At 69.3% G+C, this 19,314-nt stretch carries 17 protein-coding genes, 2 tRNA genes and 1 riboswitch; of the genes, 2 read left to right on the plus strand and 17 right to left on the minus strand.

Translation table 11 applies throughout. From position 1 onward, the window contains the following. Positions 1-8: 8 nt before the first annotated feature. From KF689_07305 to KF689_07320, 4 genes are read right to left on the minus strand one after another with little or no spacing between them, the layout of a single operon-like run. On the minus strand, positions 9-1,292 hold the full coding sequence (locus tag KF689_07305; protein ID MBX3133175.1) for a dihydroorotase: 1,284 nt from the start codon (positions 1,290-1,292) through the stop codon (positions 9-11). Then, positions 1,289-2,245 (minus strand): aspartate carbamoyltransferase catalytic subunit, encoded by a 957-nt coding sequence (locus tag KF689_07310; protein ID MBX3133176.1) that lies wholly within the window; start codon positions 2,243-2,245, stop codon positions 1,289-1,291. Before KF689_07310 ends, KF689_07305 begins: the two co-directional genes overlap by 4 nt. Next, on the minus strand, positions 2,242-2,787 hold the full coding sequence (pyrR, locus tag KF689_07315; GenBank protein ID MBX3133177.1) for a bifunctional pyr operon transcriptional regulator/uracil phosphoribosyltransferase PyrR: 546 nt from the start codon (positions 2,785-2,787) through the stop codon (positions 2,242-2,244). The genes KF689_07310 and pyrR overlap by 4 nt, the downstream gene beginning before the upstream one ends. A gap of 50 nt (positions 2,788-2,837) precedes the next feature. Continuing rightward, positions 2,838-3,023: a hypothetical protein gene (locus KF689_07320; GenBank protein MBX3133178.1), complete on the minus strand. Its 186-nt coding sequence runs from the start codon at positions 3,021-3,023 to the stop codon at positions 2,838-2,840. Positions 3,024-3,215: 192 nt separating this feature from the next. Between KF689_07320 and KF689_07325 the strand changes: the two genes are divergently transcribed. Together KF689_07325 and KF689_07330 are read left to right on the plus strand one after the other, a co-directional pair. Then, positions 3,216-3,806, plus strand: coding sequence for a hypothetical protein (locus KF689_07325; protein ID MBX3133179.1), 591 nt, complete (start codon positions 3,216-3,218; stop codon positions 3,804-3,806). A gap of 69 nt (positions 3,807-3,875) precedes the next feature. Next, positions 3,876-4,484: a hypothetical protein gene (locus KF689_07330; GenBank protein MBX3133180.1), complete on the plus strand. Its 609-nt coding sequence runs from the start codon at positions 3,876-3,878 to the stop codon at positions 4,482-4,484. Between the two features lie 51 nt (positions 4,485-4,535). Here KF689_07330 and KF689_07335 read toward each other — a convergent pair. From KF689_07335 to metK, 13 genes are all read right to left on the minus strand, one after another. Continuing rightward, positions 4,536-4,623, minus strand: a tRNA-Ser gene (locus tag KF689_07335). Positions 4,624-4,693: 70 nt separating this feature from the next. After that, positions 4,694-4,780, minus strand: a tRNA-Ser gene (locus KF689_07340). A gap of 37 nt (positions 4,781-4,817) precedes the next feature. Then, on the minus strand, positions 4,818-7,343 hold the full coding sequence (locus KF689_07345) for a TonB-dependent receptor plug domain-containing protein (protein ID MBX3133181.1): 2,526 nt from the start codon (positions 7,341-7,343) through the stop codon (positions 4,818-4,820). A gap of 99 nt (positions 7,344-7,442) precedes the next feature. Continuing rightward, positions 7,443-7,877: a tRNA adenosine(34) deaminase TadA gene (tadA, locus tag KF689_07350; GenBank protein MBX3133182.1), complete on the minus strand. Its 435-nt coding sequence runs from the start codon at positions 7,875-7,877 to the stop codon at positions 7,443-7,445. 53 nt (positions 7,878-7,930) lie between these two features. Then, on the minus strand, positions 7,931-10,516 hold the full coding sequence (gene clpB / locus KF689_07355; GenBank protein ID MBX3133183.1) for an ATP-dependent chaperone ClpB: 2,586 nt from the start codon (positions 10,514-10,516) through the stop codon (positions 7,931-7,933). A gap of 137 nt (positions 10,517-10,653) precedes the next feature. Then, positions 10,654-11,397: a DNA repair protein RecO gene (recO, locus tag KF689_07360; GenBank protein ID MBX3133184.1), complete on the minus strand. Its 744-nt coding sequence runs from the start codon at positions 11,395-11,397 to the stop codon at positions 10,654-10,656. After that, positions 11,394-13,343, minus strand: a complete 1,950-nt coding sequence (locus tag KF689_07365; GenBank protein ID MBX3133185.1) for a TonB-dependent receptor — start codon at positions 13,341-13,343, stop codon at positions 11,394-11,396. The genes recO and KF689_07365 overlap by 4 nt, the downstream gene beginning before the upstream one ends. A gap of 84 nt (positions 13,344-13,427) precedes the next feature. After that, entirely contained in the window at positions 13,428-14,216 is a 789-nt protein-coding gene (locus KF689_07370) for an ABC transporter ATP-binding protein (GenBank protein ID MBX3133186.1), read from the minus strand. After that, a complete protein-coding gene (locus KF689_07375) occupies positions 14,213-15,187 on the minus strand; it encodes an iron ABC transporter permease (GenBank protein ID MBX3133187.1) in 975 nt (324 codons plus the stop codon). The genes KF689_07370 and KF689_07375 overlap by 4 nt, the downstream gene beginning before the upstream one ends. Next, positions 15,184-16,095 (minus strand): ABC transporter substrate-binding protein, encoded by a 912-nt coding sequence (locus KF689_07380; protein ID MBX3133188.1) that lies wholly within the window; start codon positions 16,093-16,095, stop codon positions 15,184-15,186. The genes KF689_07375 and KF689_07380 overlap by 4 nt, the downstream gene beginning before the upstream one ends. 132 nt (positions 16,096-16,227) lie before the next feature. Beyond that, positions 16,228-16,353, minus strand: a riboswitch (cobalamin riboswitch). 37 nt (positions 16,354-16,390) lie between these two features. After that, entirely contained in the window at positions 16,391-17,548 is a 1,158-nt protein-coding gene (locus KF689_07385; protein ID MBX3133189.1) for a hypothetical protein, read from the minus strand. Positions 17,549-17,552: 4 nt separating this feature from the next. Further along, positions 17,553-18,047, minus strand: coding sequence for a bifunctional nuclease family protein (locus tag KF689_07390; GenBank protein ID MBX3133190.1), 495 nt, complete (start codon positions 18,045-18,047; stop codon positions 17,553-17,555). A gap of 19 nt (positions 18,048-18,066) precedes the next feature. Next, on the minus strand, positions 18,067-19,245 hold the full coding sequence (metK, locus tag KF689_07395; protein ID MBX3133191.1) for a methionine adenosyltransferase: 1,179 nt from the start codon (positions 19,243-19,245) through the stop codon (positions 18,067-18,069). Positions 19,246-19,314: the final 69 nt, after the last annotated feature.

A 19,314-nucleotide genomic window follows, 5' to 3' on the forward strand; every position in this document is an offset into this window, starting at 1 on the left:
GTCAGGGGTTAGTCCACTCGGTGGACGATCTTCCCGCCCACGATGGTACAAATCGCCTGACCCGTAAGGCGGTGCCCGCCATAGGGCGTGTTGCGGCCCTTCGACTTGAACTGCGCGGGGTCCACGACCCACTGCCGCTTGGGGTCGAAGACGGTCACGTCGGCGATGCTGCCCTGTACCAGCGTGCCGCCTGGCAGGTGCCAGATCTTCGCGGCCAGACAGCTCATCCGGTTCACCATATCGTTGAGCGACAGGATGCCCGTCTCGACGAGATAGGTGATGTTCACACCGAGCGCCGTCTCGAGCCCGACGATGCCGTTGGGCGCATCGGCGAACTCGCGTTCCTTCTCGTCGTAGTGGTGCGGTGCGTGGTCGGTCACGAGCAGGTCGATCGTGCCGTCCTTGAGGCCCTGCTGCAGCGCCTCGACGTCCGCCTTGGTGCGCAGCGGCGGATTCATCTTGGCGTTGGTGTTGTAGCCTTCCACCGCATCTTCGGTGAGGGAGATGTGGTGCGAACAGACTTCCGACGTGACGTTGATGCCCTGAGCCTTGCCCCAGCGCACCAAGTCCACCGAGCCCTTGGTGCTCAGGTGGCAGAGGTGCACGTGGCCACCGGTGCGCTTGGCGAGCAGGATGCAGCGCGCGACGTCGATCTCCTCGGCCTCGGGGGGAATGCCCTTGAGGCCCAGGCGCGCCGAGACGATGCCTTCGTTCATCGAGCCGCCGTGCGCCAGCGACATCACCTCGCAGTGCTCGACGATCGGCACGTTGAACGTGAGTGCGTACTCCATCGCGGTGCGCATCAGCTGCGTGTTCTCCACCGGCTTGCCGTCGTCGGAGAACGCGACCGCGCCGGCGGCGACCATCTCGCCGAACTCGGCGAGGGTCTCGCCCTGCTGGCCCACGGAGATGGCGCCGATGGGATACACGCGGGCGAAGCCTGCAGCCTCACCCTGCCGCTTCACGAAGCCCACCGTTGCCTGGTTGTCGGTCACCGGCTTGGTGTTGGGCATCGCGCAGACGGCCGTGAAGCCACCGGCCACGGCGGCGTGGGCACCGCTGGCGACGGTCTCGACGTCTTCCCTACCCGGCTCGCGCAGGTGGACGTGGACGTCGATGAGTCCTGGTGCGACGACGAGCCCCTTGGCGTCCACGACCGTCGCGCCCGCAGGCGCGGAGATCGAGCCGCCGCACTGGGCGACCTCGCCGTCCACGAGCAGCACATCGCCGACAGCGTCGAGGTGCTGCGAGGGGTCGATGATCCGCCCGCCCTTCACGAGTAGCGCGCTCACGCGGCACCTCCCTTGGCGACGTCAGCGAGCGCGGCCTTCTGGCCGGCGAGGAGATAGAGCACGGCCATACGCACGGCCACGCCGTTGGTCACTTGGTCGAGGATCACGGAGTGCGGCCCATCGGCGACGTCGGAGTCGATCTCGACGCCGCGATTCATCGGCCCGGGATGGAGGATGAGAAGGTCGCGCGGGGCCTTCTCGAGCCGCGCACGCGTGACGCCGAAGACGCGGTTGTACTCGCGCAGCGACGGGATGTAGCCGGCCTGCATCCGCTCGAGCTGCAGGCGCAGGACGTTGAGCGCGTCGGCCCACTCGATGGCCTGTTCGATGCGGCTGAACACCTGCACGCCCATTTCGCCGATGGCGTTGGGCAGCAGCGAGCGCGGGCCGCAGACGGCCACCTCGGCGCCCAGCGCCTTGAGGCCCCAGATGTTGCTGCGGGCCACGCGCGAGTGCAGCACGTCGCCACAGATGCAGACTCGCTTGCCCTCGAGCGTGCCGAAGCGCTGGCGCAGCGTGAGCAGGTCGAGCAGGCCCTGCGTGGGGTGCTCGTGCGTGCCGTCGCCGGCGTTGATGACGTTGCTCTCGATGCGTTCAGCCAAGAATCGTGCGGCGCCCGACGAGCCGTGGCGGATGACGACCATATCGATCTTCATCGCCTCGAGGTTCCGCGCCGTGTCCACGAGGGTCTCGCCCTTGGAGACGCTGGAGCCGGAGGCGGCCACGTTGACCGTGTCGGCGCTCATCCGCTTCTCGGCGAACTCGAACGAGATGCGCGTGCGGGTGGAGGCCTCAAAAAAGAGGTTCACGACCGTCATCCCGCGGAGGGTCGGAACCTTCTTGATCGCGCGCTCAGAGACTTCCCGGAGGGGCTCGGCGACGTCGAGGATGGTGCTGATTTGCTCACGGCTCAGGCCGGCGAGCCCGACCAGGTCCTTGCCGAGGAGGCTCACGGTCCACCTCCGACCATCGTGACCTCGTCCTTGCCGTCGAGTTCCGGCACCAGGACGTCGACGCGGCCGCCGGGCGGCACCGTCACCGTCTGCCCGACGACGTCAGCGTGGATGGGCAGCTCCCGGCCGCCGCGGTCCACGAGGACGGCGAGCATAATGCGCGAGGGGCGACCGAAGTCGGCGAGCTCGTCGAGCGCGGCGCGAATGGTGCGCCCCGTGAAGAGCACGTCGTCGACGATGACCACCGCCTGGCCCTCGAGCGCCTTCGGTAGGTGCGTCTGGCCGACCACCGGGCGCGGCCCGACGGTCTGCAGGTCATCGCGGTAGAGCGTGATGTCGAGGGCGCCGAGCGGGACCGAAGCGCCTTCGCGCTCCTGGATCACCTTGGCGATGCGCTCGGCGATCTGGACGCCACGGCGCTGGATGCCGACGAGGATGAGGCGGTCGGTGCCGGCATTTCGCTCGAGGATCTCGTCGGCCATACGCGAGATCGTGCGCGCGACGGCGCGCGCATCCAACAGGACCAAGGGGGCGGCGGGCATTCCCCCAAATATGCGCTCCCGACCGCAGTGGCGGGAGCGGCAACTGAGGATTACGCGGCCTGGTTGCGGCTCGGGCGCTCGCTACGCGCCATTGGGCAGCGGGCGAGGTACACCTTCTCGCGACCGGGGCCGAGCGCTTCGGGCTCCACGGGCCGGGAGATGCTCCCGATCAGCTGGCCGTGGGCGTCGAAGAGGTCGATTCGGGAGTCGGAGTTGCGCTTCACGTTGGTGGTCATAGGGTCTCCCCTGCGTTCACCGATATAGACACCGGGGACGCGGGAAAGGTTTGCGGGGCGTGTCACGGAACGCCCAGTGGCCGTGTCGCGGCTTGGCGAAGGTGGGCCGGCCTGCCGCCTGCCGTGGCGGGCGGCGGCGTTACGCGGTAGTGTCTCCTTGACCCCCGGCGCATTCCCACCACCGACCCCACCGTGCGACTTCGTGCTTCGTCCGCGCTCCTGGCAGTTGCCGTCCTGGCCTCGGCCTGCGCCACGCGCCGCACCTTGGTGAGCGCCGGCGCGTTCGAGGTGGTGCGCAAGTCCGATCCGAGCCGCCTGCTGTTTCAGCCGCACTATGAGTTCTGGCGCGTCGAGCGGGAGGCCCGGTCCGGCGCGAGAGTACTGCTCGGGGTGTGCCTGGCCCCGCAGTTCGTCACGGAATCGATGGGCCTGCCAGGCGACCCCGCGTGCTTTGCCCTGGCACCGGACGGATCCGCGCTCGTGTACTTCCACCGTCCAGAGATCGCTGGCGCGGCGGCCGCAATCCGCGGCAAGCCGTCGGGACTGTATCGCTCAGGCAGCGCAGGCGACTCGCTCGTGTATACGCGGAGCCAGATCGGCCAGCTGTTCAGTCGCGCGCCCGTGCCGGCGGCGGCAATGCGCGTCTCGTGGCACGCGCGCACCCCGAGCGCCGGCGGGGCGCGCTGCGGCCAGCGGCTGGTGGTGTTTGCCGCCGGCGGCGAGCAGGCCGAAGGGGAGCCGCAGCCTCGCTGTGCGCAGGACAGCGTCCCGCCGTCGCCCTGAGAGCACTGCAATCGCTGGCGGCGCCACAATGGTGGACGTACCTTCGCGACACCCTTCCCGGAGCGACCGGTGCGCCTGAGCCTCGTGCTTTCGTTCACGCTTCTCCTCTGCACCGCGCCAGTTGCGCTGGCCCAGCGCACCCCGGCCCCGTTCCGCAGCGCAGACGGTGACTTCGCGGTTCCGGTTCCACGCTACAACTTCGGCTATGCGCGGTCGGAGCGCGAGCGGATGCGCGAGGGCACCGCCGTGCACTTCCGCGGCGACGCGGGCGAGATGCACTACATCGAATCGCTGCGTGCGCCCCGCGGGTGGACGGCACCGACCGACTCGGCAGAGTTGGTGGAGTTCCTCTCGCAACGGCCGCGGGAGATCCATCGGACGAACCCCACGTCACGAGTGCTGGCAGAGCTGCCGATCGTGCTGGATGGTGCGCCTGCGATGCTCGTGGTGCTGGAGTTTCCGGAGGGCCACACGCTGATGGACCAGTCCACGCGCAAACGGCTCGACTCGGTGCGCGCGTTCGTCGCGTTCACGCGCAACGGCTACCTGTACTTGGTGGGCACCGAGCTCAACGGCGCGACGTCCCGACCACGCAGCGCCGAGCAGCACGCGACCCAGGGTGAGCAGGCGCTGCGGCGCTTCCTCGAGACGATGCGCTTCACCGCGCCGAGTCGCTAGCCGCCCAGAATGGCAACGTCCCGCGCAGCCAGGCGGCTGCGCGGGACGCGACGGACAGGGCGGGATTCGAACCCGCGATACGCTATTAACGTATACACGCTTTCCAGGCGTGCGCCTTCAACCACTCGGCCACCTGTCCCGGGCGGGCGTGCGAGGCACACCCCTGCAAACGACGACGCGCCGGGGTCGCCAGCGCGTCGGGTCCTACACGGACAGGGAGAGATTCGAACTCTCGATACCGTTGCCGGTATGCCGGTTTTCGAGACCGGTGCCTTCAGCCACTCGGCCACCTGTCCAGCAGACTGCGGAAGTTAGCGGGGCGCGGGGCTGGGTTCAACGGGTTGAGCGCGCCGAACCGATCCCGCGGAAGTCGACCCGGAGCCCGACGCTAGGCGCGATGGGTTGCTGGTAGAACCCGAGGATGAGGCCGGCCGCGTACGGCGTCCCCGTCTCGGGATCATCTCCCGAGGACCGCGCGAAGGTCAGCAGGTTCTGACCGATGAACGAGAGGGACATCCCGCCGAGACGCCCGTCGGATGCCTCCCAGCGCAGCCAGACTTCGCGCACCCGCACGAAACTCGCATCCTCGAGCGTCGAACCGAGGGAGATTGCGGCAGCTTGGTCTTCGAGTGACGTGTTCGGGTCGTAGCGCGCCTCACAGCGCTGCCCGCTACACAGGCCGGCGTCATTGCGGACGCGCACGTGACCAGCCTTCCCGTCGAGCGTGCCGCCGACGGACACGGGGCCTCGCACGGCCTCGAAGGTGGCGCCGTACAGACGGGTCGGTACCAGCGACCCGCGGTCGGCCACCTCCCAGTCCCCGAGCTCCGATGGCTCGACGACCCCATTCAAGTTCGCGTCGACGAAACTGCGACGGTGGACACTGATCTCGCCGAACGGGGACTGGGGGGCGATGCGCAGCGACACGTTCGGAACGCCGCCCGGGCCAAAGAGAATCATCGATGAAAACGTGCCGACGTGCTCGCTGCCTGCGACGGCCGCCCATACGGTCGAGGCTACGCGCGAGCGCTCGCCGATGCGTCGACTCAAGCGCAGCGCAATCTCCCCACCGCGCGTCGCGATGCCGCCCGCGCGCACGACATTCTCGGGCTGGCCAGGGAATCCGCCGAGCTCGTATCGAACCGCGTCCGAGACGTCGCGGCGGAACAGCCGGCCGGAGAGCAGCACCGCGTCGCTGAACCATCCGGCCTCAGCGCCGAGCTCGCGTTCGCGCGTCCGTTCGAATCCCGGAACCAGTAGCCCGGAGAACGTCGCCGTGCGACGCCCGAGGATGTGGAGTTCACCTTGTGGGTCCACTGCCTCGCCGTACGCCGTCCAGATGCCAAGTCGCGAGCGTGCGGCCCCCGACGGCGGCGACCAATCCCAGCGGAGGTCGGCGAACGGCAGGACGGCGGCCTCGTCCGGGGCGAAGCCGGCTTCGCGACGTACCCCCGCACCGCCGCTGACACCGCTGCGATCCACGAGTCGCGCCCCGAGTCGCTGCACGCTGCGATCCTGTGTCAGGCGCTGGCGGCTCTCGGAACCGAACGCCTCCCCAACGTCGGGATAGACATCCGTGCGAAACGAGTCCGCCTGCACGATGGAGTTCTGCAGGATGGATGCGAATGCCGTGAGGCCGATGCGACCGAGCTGTCGCTCCTCACGCGCCTCCAGCGACACGGTCCACGCGCGCCGCAGCGACTCGAAGTCGGCCTCGTAGACGGCGTCTCCACCGCCCGTCCAGGGCCACACGGCCGAGCGTGCGGCGTAGCGCGTGAGCCACTCGCCACTCGTATGCAGGGCCAGTGAGGTCGTCCGCGTCAAGGACACGCGTGTGCGACTTCCCACGCTCGACCGCCGACTGGCCCACGCCGGGGCCCACGCCACTTCCCGCGCGTAGGTGGTCTGCTGATCGAGGTTGGAGTCGGCATCGTAGGGCCCGTAGGTCGCCGCTCGGCGCAACGTCGAGTACTGCAGGAAGTCACCGCTGAACTGCTGGACGCGGAGGTCGAGCTCCGACTCCCAGCGCCCGCGCCGCGGCAAGGCCAGCGCGAGCGACACATCGTGCCGCGCGATGGCGGAGCCCATCGCGCCGGGATCGGATTCGGTGAGGCCGGACACTCGGCCCTGCAATCCGAACGGCAGTCCACCGGCCGCCGATGCGCCGGCGCGTACGCGCTGGCCGGCAGCGAACGGCGAACCTGTCGGGAACGGATTATGGGTCCACGTGCCCGTCGGGACGCAGTCGCCCGCGGCCTCGAGTTGCAGCGTGCAGTAGTACGTGCTGCCACCGCCACTGAGGTCCCCGGTACGCGTGCTGGCAGGGCGGATGGCCGTTCCCGCGCCCACGGTGCGCGCATCGGCAAACACGCGACCGGTCCACGCGCCACCGTGCGCACGATGCGTCGTCACGACGACGGCGCCTCGACTGGCACCAGGGTCCAGCGCCATCCCGCCTGCGGCACCGAGCACGACCTCGACGCTCGCGATTTCCTCGACCGGCAAATTCCAGTGATCCGCGAGCATCTGCCCATCCGGCCGCTCACCGATAAACTGCTGGTCATCGCGCATCAGCACGCCATCGACGATCAGCGCGGGTCGACCCGACCCGGAGAACCCGACACTCGAGCGCGCTGACACCTGTGCGCCGATTCCGGGCGCTCCAGTGAGATACGTGACGCTGAGCCCGGGCACCCGCGCGGCGAGCAGGTCAGCCAACGTACGCGCGCCGCTCGACGCTACGGCTGCGGAGTCGATGGTCAACCACGGAGACGTTTGCGCGGCGACTCGACCCGAGCCGTCGAGCGTGATCCACGCCGTAACGAGTAGGCAGTTGCGCAGCGCGCGATGGAAGGTCATCGGGGCGACTGGAATCGGGGGACGGTGCCGTGCATACCGACCGGCGTGGCGACCCGCAGAATCGGGCCGGGACCACGGCGCGTCAATCCCTAGGGCGACCTAGTCCCCTCGCCTGGCCCGGAAGAACTCTGTCAACAGCCGTGCCGCATCCTCCTCCCGTACCCCGCCCTGTACTTCCGGCCGATGGTTGAGCTTCGGATGTCGCAGCAGGTCGTGGATGGACCCGACCATCCCCGCCTTCTCGTCCCACGCGCCGAAAACCACGCGCGCCAGCCGCGTGTGCAGGATGGCGCCGGCGCACATCGCACAGGGCTCCAGCGTCACGTACAGCGTGGCCGAGGTGAGTCGCGTGTCGCCGATGGCGTAGGCCGCCGCCTTGAGCACACGCAGCTCGGCGTGCTGGGTCGCGTCCTTGCTCGCCACCATCGCGTTGCCGGCGCGAGCCATCACCTGACCGTTGTGCACGAGCACCGCGCCCACCGGGACTTCTCCCGTGCGCGCGGCCTTCTCAGCCTCGGCGAGCGCGAGGCCCATCCAATACGCGTCTTCCTCGGCGCGCGAGGAGAAGGTGACGGGTCCTGGGCTCGTCACGCGGCTGATTCGAACTTGAGGGCGCCGCCCTGCACCGTCGCGACGATCGTATCGCCGTCGTGGAACTTGCCCTCGAGCAGCTCAAGCGCGAGTGGATTCTGCACCAAGCGCTGGATGGCGCGCTTGAGCGGCCGCGCCCCGAAGGCGGGGTCGTAGCCCTCGGCGGCAATCAGCGCCTTGGCCTCGTCGCTCAGCTGTAGCGTGATCTTGCGGTCGGCCAGCAGGCGGTCCATCCGCGCGAGCTGCAAGCCGACGATGTGCCCGATCTGGTCGGCGCCGAGCGGACGGAAGATGATGATGTCGTCCACACGGTTGAGGAACTCGGGACGGAACTGCTGGCGCAGCGCCGCGGTGACCTGCGACTCCACCAAGGCCCAGTCGCTGCCGGCGTGCTCGAGGATCCAGGTGGAGCCCACGTTGCTCGTCATAATGATGACGACGTTGCGGAAGTCCACAGTCCGGCCCTGCGAGTCGGTGAGGCGGCCGTCGTCGAGGATCTGCAACAGGATGTTGAACACGTCCGGGTGCGCCTTCTCGATCTCGTCGAAGAGCACGACGCTGTACGGACGCCGGCGCACGGCCTCCGTGAGCTGGCCGCCTTCGTCGTAACCGACGTAGCCCGGCGGCGCGCCGACGAGACGGGAAACGGCGTGCTTCTCCATATACTCGGACATATCGATGCGCACCATCGCGTGCTCATCGTCAAACAGGAACTCGGCGAGCGCCTTGGCGGTCTCCGTCTTGCCGACGCCGGTGGGGCCGAGGAAGATGAACGAGCCGATCGGGCGATTGGGATCCTGCAGGCCGGCGCGCGAGCGGCGCACGGCGTTGGCCACGGCTTGCACGGCCTCGGTCTGCCCGACGACGCGCTTGGCGAGTTCCTGGTCCAGCTTGGCCAGGCGCTCGCGCTCGCCCTCGAGCATTCGCGACACCGGAATGCCCGTCCAGCGGGCGACGATCTCGGCGATGTCGTCGGCGCTGACTTCTTCCTTGAGATACCGCGCCTTGCCCGCCTGTTCGGCGAGGCGTGCCTCTACCTGCTTGAGCTCCTGCTCGAGCTTGGGAATCTGCCCGTACTGGATCTCGGCGGCCTTCTGCAGGTCGCCGCTGCGGGTGACCTGCTCGACCAGCGTGCGCGACTCCTCGATCTTGGCCTTGATGCGCCCGACCTCGCCGAGGGCCTCCTTCTCGAGCTGCCACTGCGCCTTCATCGCGGCGCTCTGTTCCTTGAGCTGGGCGAGTTGCTGTTCGATGCTGCCGCGGCGCTCGACGCTGGCAGCGTCCTTCTCCTTGGCCAGCGCCTGCCGCTCGATCTCCAGCTGCACGACCTTGCGCTCGACCTCATCGATCTCCTGCGGCAGCGAGTCGATCTCGATGCGCATCCGCGACGCGGCCTCGTCCATCAGGTCGATGGCCTTGTCGGGAAGGAAGCGGTCACCGATGTAGCGGTTGGAGAGCGTGGCCGCCGCGACGACGGCACCATCGGTGATGCGCACGCCGTGGTGCGACTCATAGCGCTCCTTCAAGCCGCGCAGAATGGCGATCGTGCTCTCGACCGTGGGTTCACCGACGAAGACCGGCTGAAAGCGACGCTCCAGCGCCGGGTCCTTCTCGACGTGCTTGCGGTACTCGTCCAGCGTGGTCGCGCCGACGACGCGCAGCTCGCCGCGGGCCAGCATCGGCTTGAGCATATTGCCGGCGTCCATCGCACCCTCGGCCTTGCCTGCCCCGACCAGCGTGTGCAGCTCGTCGATGAACACGACGAACTTGCCTTCGCTGGCGGTGATCTCCTTGAGCACGGCCTTGAGGCGTTCCTCGAATTCGCCGCGGAACTTGGCGCCGGCGATGAGCGCGCCCAGGTCCAGCGAGATGAGGCGCTTGTTGCGCAGCGACTCCGGCACATCGCCGTTGACGATGCGCTGCGCGAGGCCCTCGGCGATGGCCGTCTTGCCGACGCCGGGCTCGCCGATGAGCACGGGATTGTTCTTGGTGCGGCGCGAGAGCACCTGCATCACGCGGCGGACTTCCTCGTCGCGGCCGATGACCGGATCGAGCTTGCCCTTGCGCGCGTCCTCCGTGAGGTCGCGGGTGAACTTCTGCAGCGCTTGGTACTGGTTCTCGGGCGTCTGGTCGGTGACGCGATGCGAGCCGCGGACGCTCTCCAGCGCCTCCTCGAGCCCGGCCTTGGTGACCCGCTGCGCCTTGAGCAGGTTGGCGGTCTCGGATCCCTTGGCCGTGGCCAGACCCAGCAGCAGGTGTTCGGTGGAGACGTATTCGTCCCCGAGCCGCTTGGCCTCGGCTTCGGCGGCATCGAGCACGGCGCTGACCTCGCGCGCCAAGGTGGGCTGCGCGTCGCTCTGCTTGGGGTAGCGCGCGATTTCGCGCTCAGCCGCCTGCGTCAGCGCCGGAATCCCGACGCCCAGCTTCTGCAGGATGGGCACGACGATGCCTTCGTCCTGCCGAAGCAGTGCGAGCAGCAGGTGCGTGTCGTGGACCTGCGGATTGCCAGCCTGACGCGCGATGGTGACGGCGTCAGTGATGGCTTCGCTGGACTTTACGGTGAGGCGGTCGGGGTTGAGCATTTCGGGACGGATGACGGAGGACGGAAGCTACGAGACCTACTGGGAGACGCGAGGTGATCAACGTGCGAGCGCCTCCTGACTCCGCTTGTCGCAACTCCTACGCCTTTCAAGTTACGCCGTTTCGGCAGGTTGGGACGTCAGGCGCTCAGCCGCTCCCACGACTGGAATGCCTGGAAGGCACGTCCGTCGCCCAAGTGCTCCTCAAGAAACTCGCGTAGCAGGCGCTGATGCGCCTTGGCTGTGGGGATATCCTCTACAGGAATCTCCTGGCCGTGCATCCACCCGATGAGGGTCGTGCGCGCGCTCGCTGGCAGGGTGCGTGTACCGGGTACCAGCGTGCGGCAGGTCGCGCAGACGGCGCCGCCGCTGCGGTGCGCGAAGCGAACGTCCTCGTCTGGCCCGAGGTCCCGATGGCAGAGGGCGCAGGTCTCTAGCGTGGGCGCGAAGCCGAGTTCGGCGACGATGCGCCAGCCGACGGCGAGGGCTGCCGCCGTGACATCACTCTCAGCGCATGCGGTGAGCCGATCGAGCCCGTCTTGCAGGGCGTCGTGCACGCCCGCCGTGGCGTCGGTGCCGAAGCGCAGGCTGAGCTCGGCGAGCGCCGATGCGGCACCGAAGCGCTGCAGCGATCCAGCGAGCGCTGGCCGCGCCCGCTGTGCGTCGAACGCAACGAGGGTGTGCAGGTCCTTGCTCGGATGGATGAGCAGTTGCGCCGCGCCGCCCGTGAACAGGTCTAATCCTTGCCCGAAGCGACTCTTCGGCCGCTTCGCGCCCTTGGCGACCGCCGCCAGCACGCCCGCGTCCCGCGTGGCGAGCCGCACGATGCGGCTCGTCTCGCGATAGTCGAAGGCGTGGAGGACGATGGCCGCAGTCTCGATCACCACTCCAATCTAAGTCCCGCGTAGAGGATGCGGCCCGGGCTCTGGAACCCGGCGATCTGGGTGAAGCGCACGTTGGTCAGGTTGTCCGCCCGCAGCACGAGCCGCGCGTCGGCGCCCAAAGTGCGAGGCAAGCGCAGGTCGGCACCGAAGTCCAAGGTGGTGAAGCCGCCCAGCGTGACGACGCCGGCCGGGAAGGTCGCGAAGTCGCGATCCTCACGCTCGCCAGTGCGCACGACGAGCAGCGAGAACGTCCCGAGCCCCTCGACGCCGCGCCGCAGTTGCAGCGTCGTCACGTTGCTGGGTCTCCGCAGCAGGCACCCTCCGGCCACGAAGGTCGCACTCGCGGTGGTGTCGAAGCCCGCTTGTGCCACGCGCGTGCTGGTCCAGGTGTGCCCCAGCGACGACTCGATGCCTACGACGGCCGGCAACGAGAGCTCAACTTCGACACCGCCGGCATTCGCGGCCACGATGTTCTCGTAGTTCGGCTCGCCGAAGGGCACGGCGCCGTTGTACTGGATCAGGTTGCGGAATCGCTGCGCAAAGCCGGTGACGGAGAACCGCGCCCCGGTCGCGAGCGAGACGTCCACACCGAGGTCGGCGGAACGCGACTCCTCGGGCTTGAGGTCGGGATTCCCGACCACGAAGCCGCCGGCAAAGTTCTCGAAGAAGTTCGGGGCCTTGAAGGCCGTGCCGACCGAGGTGCGCACGCGCAAGCCATCCGACACGCGCCAGCCCGCGCCGGCACGCGCCGTCTGGAATCGGCCGAAGGCGGAGTTGTCGTCGAGGCGTGCGCCCACGGTGTAGGCGAGTCGCCCGACCTCGCCCTGCCCCTGCGCGTACAGCGCACGGTTCTCGCGGGCTGCACGGAGCTCATCGGGGAAGTCACCGAACTCGCTCTGGCTCACCGATGTCGTCCGCTCCTGGTCGCGTGCCCACTCGGCGCCGAACGTCACCGCGTGCGCGTCGCTGAGCCGCAGGATGCTGCGCGCGTCGGCCATCCGCCGCTTCACCGCCCCGCGCGCGTAGTAGCCGTAGAAGCCGAAGGTATCAGCGGGCGTGTCAGGGCCGTCGTTGGTGCGCGGAAGCAGGTCCATCCAGGTGTACTGGGCACGCGTCTCGAAGCGATCGGTCCAGCGGCGGCCGAGGTCCAGGCCGGCCAACACACGGTTCTCGGTGCGCTCGGCGTTGCGATCGTCGAGCTGCCCCGCCGAGCCCGTCGGATACTGGTACATCGAGTTGTTAAAGCGGCCGGTGACGCGCACATCCGTGCGCGCATCTGGCGTGAAGTCGAGCGCGCCGGAGACGCCGTCGTTGCGGTAGGCATTGTTGAACGCGAGGACTCCGTCCATCGCGTGACGGTCCGCTTGCAGCGTCCAGCCGAGCGCACGCGCCGAGCCGCTGGCGCCGAGCGACCCGCGCAGGGTGCCGAAGGACCCGCCACCGACCTCGCTGCGCAACCGCGTGGCGCCTGCGCCGCGTCGCGTGAAGATCTGTACGACGCCGGTCACGGCCTCGGAGCCATAGAGCACGCTGGCCGGGCCACGCACGACTTCGATGCGCTCGACGTCATCGAGCGTGAGGCGGCCGAGGTCGAGCGTGCCGCCCGGTTCGTTGATGGCGACGCCATCCACCAGTACGCGCACATAGTTGCCCTGGCCGCCGCGCAGGAAGATCGTGTGCTGCGAGCCGATTCCGGAGCTGCGGGCCATCGCGATGCCGGGGATGCGGCGCAGCGCATCGCCGACGTGCGTGACGCCTTCGGCGCGAAGTTGGTCGCCGCCGAGGACCGAGACGGTGGCGGTTTGGGCGGTGAGCGGCGTGGGGGTGCGGGTGGCGGTGATGATGAGGGGGGGGAGGGAGTCTTGTGCTTCGACTCTAGGGTGGATCGCAATCGTGAATGCGAGCGCGATCAGGCTGAGAGACGGGAGGCGGGAGGTGGACAGCACGGTTGGGAGAGGGGAGATGGGAGACGGTTGGGAGAGGGGAGATGGCGGGAGACGGGAGATGCGAGACGGGCGCGTTCCCGCTGGTTAGCGGGTGCCGCGGCCTCGGAGCGGGACGAGGACCGGCGCGCCGACCGCGGGGTCGCGGGAGACGACGAGGGGCCATTCGTAGACGCGTTCGAGCACTTCGCCGCGCATCACGTCGGCCGGTGTGCCGTCGGCGGCGACGCGGCCGCGGTGCATCAGCACGATGTGGTCGGCGAAGCGGGCGACGAGGTTCAGCTGGTGGCTGACGAGCAGGACCGCCTGCCCTGCGCGTGCGAGCGCGTCGAGGAGCTCGAAGACGGCCATCTCGTGGGCCACATCCAGGAACGTCGTCGGCTCATCGAGCACGAGCGCCCGCCCGCCCTGGGCCAGGGCGCGGGCGATGCGCACGCGCTGCCATTCACCGCCGGAGAGTTCGTCGGTGCGGCGCTCCGTGAATGCGGCGACGTCGGCGCGGACAATGGCGCGGTCGATGGCCTCGCGATCGGCGACGGCGCGGCCGGCAAAGGGGCCCCCGTGCGGATGCCGCCCCAGCGCGATGTAGTCCCGCACCGCGAGCGGGAACACCGGTTCTTCGCGCTGCGGCACGACAGCCATCACCGTGGCGATTGCGCGGCGCTCGAGATCGGCCAAGGTTGTACCGTCGAGCGCGATGCTGCCCCGCTCCAACGGAATGCGGCCGAGCAAGGCGCGCACGAGCGTGCTCTTGCCGCTGCCGTTGGGGCCGACGACGGCGGTGATGCGGCCGGCCGGACTCTCCAGCGAGACGCCCTGCACCGCTGGCGACGGCGCGCCGCGGTAGCGGATCACCACATCCTCGAAGCGAATCATCGCGCGCTCCGGAGTCGCCAGAGGAAGAACGGCACGCCGATGAGCGCGGTGACGGCGCCAAGCGGGAGCTCGGCCGGCCGCAACACCGTGCGCGCGGCGAGATCCGCGAGCACGACCAGCGCCGCGCCCGCCAGCGCCGCCGCCACGATGGTCTCGCGTGTGCTGCGCGCGCCGAGGGCGCGGGCGATGGCCGGCACGATGAGCCCGACGAAGCCGATCAAGCCGGCGCCAGCGACCGTCGCCGCGGCGAGTAGCGAGGCCGCGAAGTAAATGCGCCGCGTGACACGCTCCACCGGTAAACCCAGCGATGCGGCTGCTTCGTCGCCGAGCGCCAGCACGTCCACGTCGCGGGCCCAGAGGACGAGCAGCGCGACGCCAAGCGCTACGTACGCAGCGACCCAGCGCACGGAGCGCCACTGCGCGTCGCCGAGCGAGCCCATCATCCACCACAGTGCGCCTCGCACCGTGTTCTCGGGGGCGGTCGCGAGAGCGACCATAATCAGCGCCGTGCAGAACGCACCGACCACGACGCCGGCCATCAGCAGCACGCGCGGGTCGGCGTGGCCGGAGACGGCGCGGGCGACGAGCAGCACGACAATCACCGCGGCGACGGCGCCGGCGAAGGCCGCCAGCGGCAGCAACAAGGCAGAGGCGAGTCCGAGCGTCACGGCGAGCACCGCACCGGCGGCAGCACCGCCGGAGACGCCGAGTAAGTAGGGCTCCGCGAGCGGATTGCGCAGCGTGGCCTGCAGCGCCGCACCGCTCACGGCGAGCCCCGCCCCGACGGCGAGGCCCAGCGTGACGCGCGGCAACCGCAGTGTGCGCACGATGGCGACGTGCGTCTCGTCGCCGCTGCCGGCGAGCGCCTGCAGCACGTCGCCGAGCGGCATCGGCACGGCACCGCCAGCGATGCCCAACGCCGCCGCGACGACGACGGACGCGAGCAGCAGGGCCCAGATGCGCCAGGTCACGGGAGTCCTGCGCCAGGGTTGGGCAACGCGTCCACGAGCTCGCGTCGCAGGAAGCGCGCGGCCTCACCCATCCGCACACCGGGGCGCCCGACGATGGTCGTGTCGATGGCCACGACGCGGCCGGCGCGCACGGCTGGCACCACGCGCCACGCGGGGCTCGCCAGGATCTTGCGCGCATTGTTGGGGCCCGCGAGGATCACGTCCGGATTGCGGCGGGCGATTTCCTCAAGCGAGACCTGCGGCGACGGCGCGCTCAGGTCACCGAAGACGTTGGCTGCGCCGGCGACGTCCAGCAGCTCGCTGAGATAGCTGCCGCCGCCGATGGTGAGGATCGGCGCGTCCCAAACGTGCCAGTACGCGCGCAGCGGCTCGCTGGGCCGCGGCAGCGCGCGCACGGCATCCACGGACGCCTGCACCGAATCCGCCACGACGCGTCCGACAGCTTCGGCGCCGAGCGTCGCTGCGATCACCGGGAGGACGCGCTGCAGGTCGGCGATGCGATCCGTGCGATGCGTGAGCGTCGCGATGCCCGCTGCGTGCAACTGCCGCACCGCGACGCGGTTCATCTCGCTGGCGTAGAGCAGCACGAGGTCCGGGCGCTGGCCGAGGATGGCTTCGACGTTGGGGCCCATCCCCGCCCCGAGGTCGGGGATGGCGCGCGCGGCCTCGGGGTAGAGATCCCAGCTCGTGCGTCCGACGAGGCGGTCCCCCGCCCCGAGCGCGAAGAGCAGTTCGGTGGTGACCGGGTTCAGCGAGACCACGCGCTGCGCCGGCGCCGCGAGCCGCAGGGTGTCGCCGAAGTCATCGACGATCGCCTCACCACCGGCGGCGACTGATGTGCGCTCCCCTCCGCAGGCGAGGACCGCGAACAGCATCAGCGCAGCGGACCAACGAATGAGTCGAGACACGAAAATGGGCTCCGTTCCAGGTGAGGAAGGAGCCCTGCTGCACGTCGGCACGGTCCGGCCAATGGCAGACGGACCTACGCAAACGCCACGGACCCTCCCCCGAGGGTTGTTGCTGTGGCGCGAACGTGGGTCGTCTCCTGGCTCCGGGCCGTCTCACTCACCTTCCCGCATCCCGCAGGATGCAGTGGCTGTGCTCGAGTGGACGTCTGTTGATGCCCGTTACAGTGGCGGGGCCGCGCCGGCATTGCACCGGCTTCCGTGTCCCGCGTTCGCTCTTCAGTTGTTGGACGGAATCCTACGCGAGCCCGTCCTGCTTGGCAAGCACGGCGGTCAGGCGCCCCTTCAGCTGCGCGCGCTTGAGGTAGTGCTCGGCCTTCTGCGATTCCGTCGGCGCGTCGAGGCGTTCGAACGCCGCGTCGAGGGCGGCGATCTGCAGCGCCAGCGACTCGGGCGTCTCGGCCCGGTTGCGGGCGAAGGCACGCGGGCCGCCGCGCAGGAAGGCCATTCCCAAGCCCAGCAGCATCGCCGCGCCCACGGCCGTGAGGATGAACAGCAGCCGCAGCCTGCCCGCACTGCGCGGGCTCCCCGGCGCCGTCACCGTGATCTCCGTCGCTGCCACAATGTCCTGCGCGAGAAAGCGCTTGAAGGGCCGACCCTCGATCTGCACCGGATCGACCTCCACCAAGCCGCCGCCCACGGCCGTGCCGCGCGGATCCTCGACCAGGACTTCCATCACCGGCACGGCCTCCTCGAGCAGCACGCTCAACGAGGTCTGTGAGACGGGCAGGTCGTAGCTGAACGAGAACTGCTTGACGCCCGGCGCCAGCGGCGCCCACACGCGCACGCGACCATCATCGGCACGTACAGCTTCGGGTGAGATGTCGCCCTGCCCACCCTGCACTTGCGTGACGCCGGGGGGCAGCGCGACCTCGAAGGTCGGCCGCTGCCCCGCGCCCGCCACACGCGTGCGCGAGCTGTCGTTGCTGAGCTCGAACACCTCGATCACCGAGCGTCGCGGCTCGGTGGAATCGGGTGCGGTGAAGATCAGGTGGCGCCCGCGCACGGTGATCGGGATGGGCGCACTCGTGGTGTCGTACACCACCAGGTCGGCCATCCCGCCCTGCACCACGCGTTCGCGCGTGGGCGGGGTGAAGTACGCCACACCACCGCGCGAGGTGCTCACGAAGTACACGGCGTTGGTATCGCCGGTGGCGCGGTAGCGGAACGCGTACGATCCGTCGCCGCGCGTGCGCATCGAGTCGATGGGATTGGCCGCATCGACGCCGACGCGATGTAGCACCACCCATTCCCCCGACACCGGCAGCTGCGCATCCCCACGCCCGGGGCGCGTGATGCGACCGCCGAGCTGGCGATCGCCGCCCTGCGCCGCGAGGGCATCGGGGAGCAGCGTGAGCGCCGCGACGAGGGCGATGATGGCGGGCTTGGTGGTCATTCGATCACGGGATGAAACGTCCGAAGTCTTCGGGACGGAGCTGCGCCAGACGGCGCTGCAACTCCTCGGCGGAGAGATGATCGCCGTCGGCCGGCGACTCCGCCTGGCTGCCGGGTTCGTCGTCGTCGAGCAGATCATCGGCGACGAAGACCGGTGCGCCGAGGCGCAGGGCGATGGCAATGGCGTCCGACGGCCGTGCGTCCACCACGATGGTGCTGCCACCGCGCGTCAGGTGCAGCTCGGCGTGGAACGTGCCCTGCACCACGCGCGTGACCTGCACGCGGCGCAACAGGCCATCGAGGCCGCTGACAAGCGCGGCCGCGAGGTCGTGCGTCATCGGGCGTTCGCGCTTGACGTTGTTGAGGTGCGCCGCGATGGCCTCGGCCTCAGGCCGCCCGATCCAGATGGGGAGCACGCGGTTACCCGCGCGCTCCTCAAGGATGACCACGAAGGCCTGCGACTGGGCGTCGAGGCCGATGCGGCTGACGGTGACTTCCACCACGGCCGCGGCGCGGGCCTCAGCCCGCGCGCACAGCGCGCCGGAGGTCGGCCACCTTGTTGGTGCGCTCCCAGGTGAAGAGCGTGACCTTGCGGCCGAAGCGCTCCACCTTCTCCGAGCTGCGACCAAAGTGTCCGTACGCGGCGGTGGGACCGTAGATCGGCTTGCGGAGGTCCAGCGCCTCGATGATGCCCTTCGGCGTGAGGTCGAAGACCTCGTTCACGGCCTTCATAATCGCGCGCTCGTCCACCGCGTTGGTGCCGAAGGTGTCCACCATCACCGACACCGGCTTGGCGACGCCGATGGCGTAGGCCACCTGCACCTCGCACTTGGTGGCGAGCTTGGCGGCGACGACGTTCTTGGCCACCCAGCGTGCGGCGTAGGTCGCCGAGCGATCCACCTTGGACGGATCCTTGCCGGAGAAGGCGCCGCCGCCGTGCCGGCCCATTCCGCCGTAGGTGTCCACGATGATCTTGCGGCCAGTGAGGCCGGCATCGCCGTGCGGGCCGCCGATGACGAAGCGGCCGGTGGGGTTGATGTGCACCTTCATCTTCTTGGCCTGCAGCTCCTTCGGGATCACCTCGTCGATGATGTCCCGCTTCACCGCCTCGTGGATGGTCTTGTTCTTGACCGAGTCGGCGTGCTGCGTCGAGATGACGACGGTGTCCACCTCGACCGGGCGGCCGTCTTCATAGACCACCGAGACCTGCGACTTCGAGTCCGGACGCAGCCAGGGCAGCGTGCCGTCCTTGCGGCGGTCGGCGAGCACCTTCACCAGGCGATGCGAAAGCGTGATCGGCAGCGGCATCAGCTCCGGCGTCTCGTCGCAGGCAAAGCCGAACATCATCCCTTGGTCGCCGGCACCGCCGGTGTCCACGCCCACCGCGATGTCGTTGGACTGCTGCCCCAGCGCATTGAGCACACCGCAGGAGTACGCGTCGAATCCGATGCCCGCCTCGGTGTAGCCGATCTGCTCGATCGTGTCGCGCACGACCTTGCGCAGGTCGACCCACGCGTTGGTCGTCACCTCGCCGAAGATCGTGGCGAGGCCGGTGGTAACCATCGTCTCGCAGGCCACGCGCGAGCGCGGGTCCTGGGCCAGCATATGGTCGAGCACGGCATCGGAGATCTGGTCGGCGACCTTGTCGGGATGCCCTTCGGAAACGGACTCAGACGTGAACAGATGGCGGTGGAGCATACAAGGTTCTGGGCTGGGATAAGGAAACGGCCGGCACAGGGCCGGCCGCAAAGCAGGTGTAGCCGCGTG

Source organism: Gemmatimonadaceae bacterium, from assembly GCA_019637355.1.
GTDB lineage: Bacteria > Gemmatimonadota > Gemmatimonadetes > Gemmatimonadales > Gemmatimonadaceae > Pseudogemmatithrix.

Bases quoted from the DNA above. Each gene is read 5' to 3' on its own strand.
- KF689_07345 (MBX3133181.1), bottom strand. From the start codon at position 7,343: ATGACCTTCCATCGCGCGCTGCGCAACTGCCTACTCGTTACGGCGTGG.
- KF689_07320 (MBX3133178.1), bottom strand. From the start codon at position 3,023: ATGACCACCAACGTGAAGCGCAACTCCGACTCCCGAATCGACCTCTTC.
- metK (MBX3133191.1), bottom strand. From the start codon at position 19,245: ATGCTCCACCGCCATCTGTTCACGTCTGAGTCCGTTTCCGAAGGGCAT.
- clpB (MBX3133183.1), bottom strand. From the start codon at position 10,516: ATGCTCAACCCCGACCGCCTCACCGTAAAGTCCAGCGAAGCCATCACT.
- pyrR (MBX3133177.1), bottom strand. From the start codon at position 2,787: ATGCCCGCCGCCCCCTTGGTCCTGTTGGATGCGCGCGCCGTCGCGCGC.
- tadA (MBX3133182.1), bottom strand. From the start codon at position 7,877: ATGGGCCTCGCGCTCGCCGAGGCTGAGAAGGCCGCGCGCACGGGAGAA.
- KF689_07385 (MBX3133189.1), bottom strand. From the start codon at position 17,548: ATGACCACCAAGCCCGCCATCATCGCCCTCGTCGCGGCGCTCACGCTG.
- KF689_07370 (MBX3133186.1), bottom strand. From the start codon at position 14,216: ATGATTCGCTTCGAGGATGTGGTGATCCGCTACCGCGGCGCGCCGTCG.